At 41.9% G+C, this 5,893-nt stretch carries 5 protein-coding genes; 3 read left to right on the top strand and 2 right to left on the bottom strand.

Going from position 1 to position 5,893, the window contains the following annotated elements; translation table 11 throughout:
* Positions 1–170: 170 nt before the first annotated feature.
* Both KFV02_RS11215 and KFV02_RS11210 read right to left on the bottom strand, forming a co-directional pair.
* A complete protein-coding gene (locus tag KFV02_RS11215) occupies positions 171–860 on the bottom strand; it encodes a response regulator transcription factor (RefSeq protein ID WP_252381645.1) in 690 nt (229 codons plus the stop codon).
* A gap of 58 nt (positions 861–918) precedes the next feature.
* Positions 919–2,481: an ATP-binding protein gene (locus KFV02_RS11210; protein WP_252381644.1), complete on the bottom strand. Its 1,563-nt coding sequence runs from the start codon at positions 2,479–2,481 to the stop codon at positions 919–921.
* A 997-nt stretch (positions 2,482–3,478) separates the two neighbouring features.
* Here KFV02_RS11210 and KFV02_RS11205 point away from each other — a divergent pair.
* The 3 genes from KFV02_RS11205 (at position 3,479) to KFV02_RS11195 (ending at position 5,434) form a co-directional block, all read left to right on the top strand.
* Complete coding sequence (locus tag KFV02_RS11205) at positions 3,479–4,438, top strand: 4Fe-4S dicluster domain-containing protein (protein WP_252381643.1); 960 nt, start codon at positions 3,479–3,481, stop codon at positions 4,436–4,438.
* The gene (locus KFV02_RS11200; RefSeq protein ID WP_252381642.1) at positions 4,431–4,889 is read left to right on the top strand and encodes a hypothetical protein; all 459 of its coding nucleotides are present in this window, start codon (positions 4,431–4,433) and stop codon (positions 4,887–4,889) included. Before KFV02_RS11205 ends, KFV02_RS11200 begins: the two co-directional genes overlap by 8 nt.
* A 101-nt stretch (positions 4,890–4,990) precedes the next feature.
* Positions 4,991–5,434 (top strand): DsrE/DsrF/DrsH-like family protein, encoded by a 444-nt coding sequence (locus KFV02_RS11195; RefSeq protein WP_252381641.1) that lies wholly within the window; start codon positions 4,991–4,993, stop codon positions 5,432–5,434.
* Positions 5,435–5,893 lie beyond the last annotated feature (459 nt).

The raw sequence follows: 5,893 nt of genomic DNA, 5'->3' as shown, positions 1-5,893 counted from the left end.
GACCAAAAGCTGAGTTACGGTGTCTTGATGCACCAGAAAGTTGAACGGTCTGTCACGCCTAAATTCTTATTTCTTTATCTCTTAAATTTGAAAACAGGTGATGTAAACATACGAGAAAGTTGAGATAACACTTAAACCAGACGCTGGTGCAATGAGAAAAATGCAAGGAATTAATTCCCAGCAAAACGGTATCCAACACCTGGATGGGTAATGATAAACTTTGGATTTTGGGGGTCTGGTTCTATTTTTTTACGTAAACGCCGGATATGGACATCAAGAGCCCTGCTCCAGGAGTAAACCTCATCATTAGGCCAAATCTGGCTGCAAATAAAATCCCTGCTTAAGACCTCGCCAGCATAAGAAACAAGCAACTCCAGAAGGTCAAACTCCTTTTTGGTAAGATGCACAGCCTTACCCTGTAATAAAACTTCTCTGGTATTTAGCAATATTTCCAACTCGCCAAAACAACATTTCTCTTTTCCGCATACTTTAGAAGAGCTTCGCCTAAGACAAACTCTTATACGCGCAGCCAGTTCCAGATATTCGAAAGGTTTTACAATATAATCATCAGCGCCGCAGTTCAGACCCCTGACCTTGTCTGCCAATGACTCTCTGGCCGTGAGGATAATAATCGGTACATCAGATATACGTCGTAAATTTTGACAAATTTTTACCCCATCTATATCCGGAAGATTCAGGTCAAGAATTATTAAATCCGGACGAAACTGCTTAAACAACCTGGTTCCTTCTTCGCCAGAAGTTGCCTCGAGAACTTTAAAATCATCCATGACCAGTTGATCTCTTAAAATGGTCAGAATATCCTTGTCGTCCTCAATGAGCAGGATCGTTGGTTTACGCATTAAATCCCCCCTATTAGTCTATTACCCCCTCAACTTTACCTCACTCAGCACTCAGGCCTTATTTCCCAGGCAAGGAAATATTCATGATTACGCCCCGATGGTCAGGCTGGGTTATCCAGATCTTCCCCCCATGCGCTTCCACAACCCCTTTGGCAATAGCCAGACCCAGACCCAGGCCATCCCTACCTTTTTCATAATCGCGACGATAAAATTTTTTAAAGACCATGTCCCTCTCATCAACAGGAATACCAGGGCCAAAGTCCTCCACGGACATGGTTACCTGGCCATTTTTTCTGGTTAACTTGACCACTACTTTGCTAGGTTTGTCAGAAAATTTTATAGCATTGGTCAGAAGATTGGAAACGGCCTGTTCGATTCTCGCTCTATCCGCAAACACATAATAAGGTTCACCAGGCAGGACATATTCAATTTCTACCTCTCTTTCCCAGGCCAAAGGCTGAACCATAAGCACTGCATCTTCTATAACCTCGGCCAGATCGAGGTGTTCTTTATGTAATTCTAGCTCTCCGCTTTCCAAGCGGGCACAGTCTAAAAGGTCCTTGACCATCCTGGAGAGCCTGGTCACATTCCTTTTTAAAATATCAACATAGGTTTCATATTCTCCACCCTTCAACTTTTTAGCCAGGATATCCGAAGCTCCTTTGATAGCAGTAATAGGTGTTTTCAGATCGTGCGTAATATTGGAAAAAAAGTCAGACTTAAATTTCTCCATGCGCTTTAAATCCTCATATGCTTTGGACAGATCTGCCACGGCCTTGTTTACTTCTTCTTCCAATCTTTTTTGCTGGGAAGCCAGAGATTCGACCATGGAATTAAAACTCTCACCTACCCTGACCCATTCTTTGCTTGCCTTTAAATCAACACGTACATCAAGTTCTCCCTTCTCAATCTTTTGCGAGGCCATGCTGAGCTGATTTAATGGATGCAAAACAAACTTTTTCAGCATAATCATCAATAAAAACAAAACAATTCCCAAAGTGGTAACCAGATAAATAAAGTAATAATTCTTATTTTTCGCTACTTCTTTGAATAGGGAAGTTGCTGGGAAAGAAATGCTGATACAGCCGACAATGTTATATCTTTTAAAATCCTGATGACATTTCGCGCATTCATTTTCAAAGATAAGAGGGGCAGCATAGCGAAAAATAACTTTATCCTTATCTCCAACGACCTTCCATAATTCCCGCTCCCTGCCCTGCTGCATGAGTTCTATGGCCTTGCATTCAAATTGGTCCGGCATGTGCGCAGGGTTTTTGCTGTCCAGCGTGGCAATTTTCACGGAATAAGGCCGTTTTCTTTTGGTAAACAAAGCAATCTCTCGAGTAAAAACAGACGGCGTAATCAAGTGAAAGTTTCCATTTTTCCTTATATATATGCCACCATGGGAAGAGATCCATTCCCTGGCCAAAACAATATAGTGATATATCCCCAGGGCCTGATGTCTCAACTGTTTCACAACAAATGCTTCCTGCTGCTTGGCCATCCATAAAAAAAACAAGGCCCCGCAAATGCCTAAAATAAGAACCATATATATGACTATTTTTTTCCCTAGCGAAGGGAGATGACTAGACGAAAGGCATTGGCACTTATCTGATGACACAAGTTATCTCCAACGTAGGCTTCTACTCTTTCCAACTTGCGACCTTTTCAACCAGACCCAACCGAGTTCAAAAAAAGTTTAGCGCTGATTTGTAACTAACCTATAAAACTATAAATTTTTGCTCAAGCCTTTTTTCAAGCTCCTCTATCCATATCAAAACCTGCTTCTTTAGAAAAACAATTGGTTCATCTTTATACCTCCACTGGCTCAAATAGAACATAGTCGTAACAAGCCAGATACAAAAGTGAGGCTTCAGTTTAAGCTCAAAACAGGGCATAAGAGCCTGTGGCCAACCCCCATTTTGACCGCTGAGTGAAAGTCTTGGTTTATGAAATGCATTACACACGGCTTGGGCAACCCAATCTTGAGTTATGCTTGCGGAAAAGCAGAGCATCGGGATGAACGAGCTAAATCATTTGCTATGTTGACCATAACTGTCGATAATAAAAGAATATTTTTTACCCAAAGTATCCCATTATGCTCTGTCCGCAAGCAAGTTTTGAGAACAGCTCCAGGTCTTTGTACAGCATGAAATAAATCAGGATTGAAAAAAATATGAAAATTTGCCCTCTTAAGTAAGGTTTGAACACAGGCTCTCGAGATACCTGGCTCAAGCACACCCGACACCTGCCCTTCCATAAACTCCATAAATTTTTCAGGGATAGTTACTCAAATCATTTAGTCCTTTGTTTAAAACAGTATTAAGTACCTCAATGCGATCTGAAAAAGATTTTAAACATGTTACAAACAAGTAAAATTTTAAAAATGGCTTAAATAGTTGAATTGAGAAATCGAGGAAGATAAAATCGATTGATTGTGAATGAGTAAAAGTAAAAAAATATTAAATCTTGACCTGGATCAAGGAAAGTTTAATAGTTTGAGAATATGAAATCTACCAAGGGTTTAAAAATAACCTATCGTCCATGCTTAAAATAAGTACTGAGCCAAGTAAACTAACTAGAAATACCTAACTTTAACTCTAATTCGGGGACTTAAAATGAGTATTTCCAGAAGAAAATTTCTGCAAGGTCTAGCAGCAACAGGTTTAACTACTGTTTTGCCTTCTACAGCCAAGGCAGCTTCCAGGGGCGAGGAGTTGGCAACCCTGCTTGATCTAAGCAAATGTATTGGTTGTGGGGCATGTGTCGAAGCGTGCAAAGAGACAAACGCACATAAATTTCCTCGACCCAAAAAACCGTTTCCCAAAATGTATCCCAGCCGGGTCAAACCCTCTGACTGGTCAGACAAACAAGATGTGGATGACCGACTTACTCCGTATAATTGGCTCTATATCCAGACGGCCTATGTTACCTGGCAGGGAGAGGAATATGAAATTAATATTCCACGCCGCTGCCTCCATTGCCAAAATCCTCCCTGCGCCAATCTCTGCCCCTGGGGCGCGGCAGCCAAACAGGCTAATGGTATTGTCCGAATCAATGATAAGATCTGTTTGGGCGGGGCCAAGTGCAAAAAAGTTTGTCCCTGGCATATCCCTGAACGCCAGTCAGGGGTTGGCCTATATCTGAAACTCCTGCCCTCGTTTGCAGGCAATGGAGTGATGTATAAATGCGACCGATGCTTTGGCCGCATAAACCAGGGACTTGTTCCTGCCTGCATTGAAGTCTGCCCTCAAGACGTCCAGACAATCGGCCCAAGAGATGAAATCGTTGCCAAAGCCCATAAGCTGGCCAAAGAAATGGGTGGCTACATTTATGGAGAAAAGGAAAACGGCGGAACCAATACCATCTATGTCTCACCGGTGCCTTTTGATGTTCTGGATAAGGCTATAGAAAAAGGACCAGGCCGACCGCACCTTTCTTCTGTGCCCAACTCCATGGCCAAAGAGGAAAATCTGGCCATGGCAGTGATCGGCGCGCCTGTAGCCGGATTGGCTGCGGCCCTGTTAACAGGAATAAGTAAAGTATCTCAAGATAAGCAGGGAGACAAAGATGAATAAACAACCAAAAACCATATGGTCCGGAAGACTATTTAATTTCATGGTCTTTGGCTTGATGTTTACCGGCATGGCTCAAATGCCCATATTTAAGCGCTACTACTTAGCCGATGTTCCAGGTTTTGGCTGGACAGCTGATTTTTATCTCAACCATATTCTCCATTATATTCTGGCCACTATTTTGCTTTTCATAATTTTTTATCGCCTGGGTAAATTCCTGAGGCAACCAGGGAGAGAGATAGAACTTATCACCCCCATCGGCTGGGTCAAAATCTTCATCTGGGCAGGTTTAATCTTCACAGGTATTTTACGTGTTTTAAAGAACCAGCCCAATATATTTTTCAGCCCCCAGGTAGTAGTCTTCCTTGATTGGGGCCATCTTGGCTTTGCCATTATCCTTGGTCTGGCAGCTCTTCTGGGAAAAATCTTGGGGCAGGGATATTTGCGTGACTAGGGCTGTCCTACTTTCGATAAAAGTAGGACCCAAAAAAGATGCCTAAAAGGCATCAGGCTTTTTATAATTTTATCAACATGGAAAACCCATGGGAGAAAACAATGGATGAAAAGAAAGAAAAAGCAGGTTTCATATGTGTAAAAGATACTCTTGATGGAGCCTATCCATCACTAGTACTAGGTATCAATGCGGCTCGACTGGGGATGGAAAGCAAGATATTCTACTCTTTCATGGGCATAAACCTACTACTCAAGGGCGGCGCTGAAAGGGCCAAATTTTTTCCTCCTGGAGTTATGGGAGCTATTCCGGGAGTAAGCACCATCGCAACTGAAATCATGAAAAGGAAAACAGCTAAGGCTAACATTCCTAGCCTGGCTGAACTCCAAGAAATGGCTCAATTGGAAGGTGTAGAACTGGTCGCGTGTAAAATGACTGTGGACATGATGGAAATCAAGGAAGATAAACTCATTGATGGTGTGGTTGTGTGGACAGCCGAAGACTTTTTAAAATACGCCAAGGAATGCAAAATCTGCCTGTTCACATAAAACAAACTTAAAATATTCTGTCAAAATCAACGAGGGTGCATCTCCTTAAATGTACGGTAAACTGAGGAACTACTTCAGTCTGAACAATCTATATTTAAGGACTCAACTTCTGACACGATTAACATCCTCAAATTACTACACAATCGAAGAGTGCATTTTCTGAAATGCATTACAAACGGGTTGGGTAACACATCTTGGCGAAGATTGCGGAAGTGCTGTGTGTAGGGAGGTTATTCCATCGAACTTTCGAAACCCATCATAACAACAGAAAAGGCATTAAGTAACATTCTATTGACTAACCCCATTATGCACAGCCCGCAAGCAAGCCTTAGATGTGTCCAAGTCTTTGTCAGCATTGAAGAAAATGCGCTCGCAAATTAACTCAGCAACTGTGTTTTTTGTCAATAGTTAATGGTTAAAATTTATTGGTTAGTTTATTTTGTTTTCAAGAACAATTTT

Origin of the sequence: Desulfovulcanus ferrireducens, from assembly GCF_018704065.1 — a bacterium.
GTDB lineage: Bacteria > Desulfobacterota > Desulfovibrionia > Desulfovibrionales > Desulfonatronovibrionaceae > Desulfovulcanus > Desulfovulcanus ferrireducens.
Note: the sequence above shows the minus strand (reverse complement) of the source record. Positions and strands in the feature narration are given on the sequence as shown.